At 40.6% G+C, this 2,830-nt stretch carries 1 protein-coding gene and 1 pseudogene; both read left to right on the top strand.

Translation table 11 applies throughout. The features are described from left to right. Positions 1 to 2,513: Ig-like domain-containing protein (locus EP1X_RS10175; protein WP_253276569.1), on the top strand; the 2,513-nt coding region annotated here is incomplete at its 5' end. An 85-nt stretch (positions 2,514 to 2,598) separates the two neighbouring features. Further along, positions 2,599 to 2,830: pseudogene (locus tag EP1X_RS09840) on the top strand (amidohydrolase); the annotation flags it as partial.

Below are 2,830 nucleotides of genomic sequence, written 5' to 3'. Positions count from 1 at the left end.
ACTGGGACCTCCAGAAGATTTCAATGGCCCTCGGTGTAAGAGACTCACAAAAAGTCTTCTTAGTTGAAACATGGGAATACTTCCCAGTCAACAAAGACAGGGTCCTTAACATTGCCGCAGACGTTTCTTCAGGATTATGGACAAGGTGGAGCCTCATAACCGCAGAAACCTCAGACAAAGTTGTAAGAGTTGGAGAATACCCAATAACCGGAGAGCTCTTTATGACCGCATTTAATCCGATTGGAGGCATTCAAGATGTTTATAGTACTTCTACATGGAGAGTAGTTTCTGATCTCGCACTTTATCCAGACCTTACTACAGGCACATATATTCCAGTCAGATGTGAATATACCATAGAGAGGAGCAATATCACAGTCCCAAGCACTGCAGTAATCTACAACTCAACAACTGATCAATGGGTCGCTGTCCACACAGGAGAGCCTGCTAAAGCTAAGATAACGTACAATTGCAAATTAAGCAACTGGCATGATGGAGAGCCTATGAGCATAGCTGATGTTAAGTATATAATAGCATTCTATTACGAATGGGCAAATAAAGATAGTGAAAATGATCCATACTATGACGACAAGCTCGCTTCTCGGATGCAAAGCACTCTCGCAAATATTAAGGGCATTGAATGGATCGATAATGATACTTACGTGGTTTATACCGACAATGTACATCCAACTGCAGATGACGTTACTGCCAACATGAACGTCTTCTGGCCTTTAATGCCATGGCAACTCTACTATGCAATGAGCGAACTCGTCGCTAAGGCAAATACTTATGGCATTGAAACAATATACTCCTTCAACTCCGAAGATGGAACATGGTTAGACTTATTGAACTCAATGCATGTCAGCGATTTAAGAAAGGTCGTAGAAGTATTAAAAGCAAGTAACTCAGTTCCATCAGCAATTGCTGGTGATGTTAGCGATCCAACTACAGGTTATGATGCAATTCTCAACTGGATTAACAGCAAGGGTCATGCTGTAATAAGCAACGGCCCATTCTATTTAGATTACTATGATCCAGATGATCTGATACTCGAATTGAGGGCCTTCAGAGACCCAACATATCCATTTACCCTGGAGGAAATCAAACAAATGATTGGCATGGGTGATTATAACCCACCGACCATCATGGACTTTGAAATAAACCCGAGCATAATAGAAGTTGGTAATTCAACAGTGATTTCGTGGATGGTTACCGACGAAAGCCAAATAACAGAGGTAACTCTCACCATAGAAGAACCTAATGGTACTATACTCACCGAAACCTTCGATCCCTCAGTGGGTGTTTACTCTTATGAGTACAATGTCTCTGACGTAGGCACTTACACTGTTACTGTAAAGAGTGTGGACAAGTGGGGCAATACCAATGAGCTCTCAATGGAGTTCTATGGACAAAAGACTATACTCGAGACCATCACAGTGAATGAGACCACAAGTAATGTGACGGTTCAGGAAGAAGATTTAGAATTAAATATCGACGTTAACGAAACCGCAATTTCTAACGAGACACAGATTGTCATCAACGCTACAATCACCACAAATGAGGAAGATATCCTCAATGAAAATGCCAGTAGCCTTGCTGTTGCCCCTGTAGTGGCTAATACTACTGAAAATGAAACCCAATCAGTAGCCGCAGTAAAATATGTCATAGTAGATATTTCGACGACTGATGAGAACACAACCACAGAAGATATCGTGGAGAAATATACTTTAAAGGTCAGTTATGATGAGGCTGAGTTGGGCACCATTGACGAGAGCACATTAAGCCTTTACTACTGGAACGGCAGTGCCTGGGTTAGGGTCACTGACTATATCAACAGTACAATTCCAAACGGCCCATTTGTATACGATGCTGGAGTCAATAGTGAAGAGAATTACGTATGGGCAGTTGTAGACCACTTTAGCGTTTACGCTCTTGGTGGCATAAGCAAACCGATAATAAACATAACCTCCCCAGAAGATGGTGCCGAATTCTACACTAACACCACTGCAAACATTACAATAATATGGGAAGCCGAAGATAAACTTGGCATCGACCATTACGAAATAAAACTCAATGACGGGCCGTGGATAAAAGTAGGCAGCAATAAGTATACTTTCTATGAACTCTCTGAAGGCGAATACACAGTTTGGGTAAAAGCCATAAATCTTGCAGGACAGTACAGTGAAGATATGGTGACATTTAAAGTCATTATATTAACAGTAGAAGAGCAGAAAGAAATTATTGAAAAACTCAAAGAATGGGAAGAAGCATACTTTATGTATCTCGATATGTTTGAAGCGGCCTATAACCAAGCAACAGAACTTGGAATTGACAATGAAACATTAAACTTGGCCTTAGAATACAAGCAAATTGCACAAGAGTACTATCTTCAAGCAAAAGAAATCGGATACACTCCCAAGGCAGTTCCATACATGAGACATGCAGTAGTACGGATAAGGAAGGGATATGAGGTACTAGAACAAGCAATACGCCAGAAACAGAAGAAGAAAAAGTAAACCTTCCCTCTTTTCTTAATTTTGTTTTTTAGGCCCAAAATGATTTAAATATTTTGAAAAACTAACTAACTAGTGGTGAACCATTATGAACCCTCTTGAAGAAGCTCTTAAGATTAGAGAGGAGATAATTGCCTGGCGAAGAGATTTTCATATGCACCCTGAAGTTGGTTACGAAGAAGAGCGAACATCTCAAATAGTTGAAGAGCATTTGAAAGAATGGGGATACAGAATAAAGCGCATTGGCACGGGAGTACTTGCAGACATTGGAAAAGGCAAAAAAACAATAGCATTGAGGGCTGATATGGATGCTTTGCCGA

Source organism: Thermococcus sp. EP1, from assembly GCF_001317345.1.
Classification (GTDB): domain Archaea; phylum Methanobacteriota_B; class Thermococci; order Thermococcales; family Thermococcaceae; genus Thermococcus_A.
Note: the sequence above shows the minus strand (reverse complement) of the source record. Positions and strands in the feature narration are given on the sequence as shown.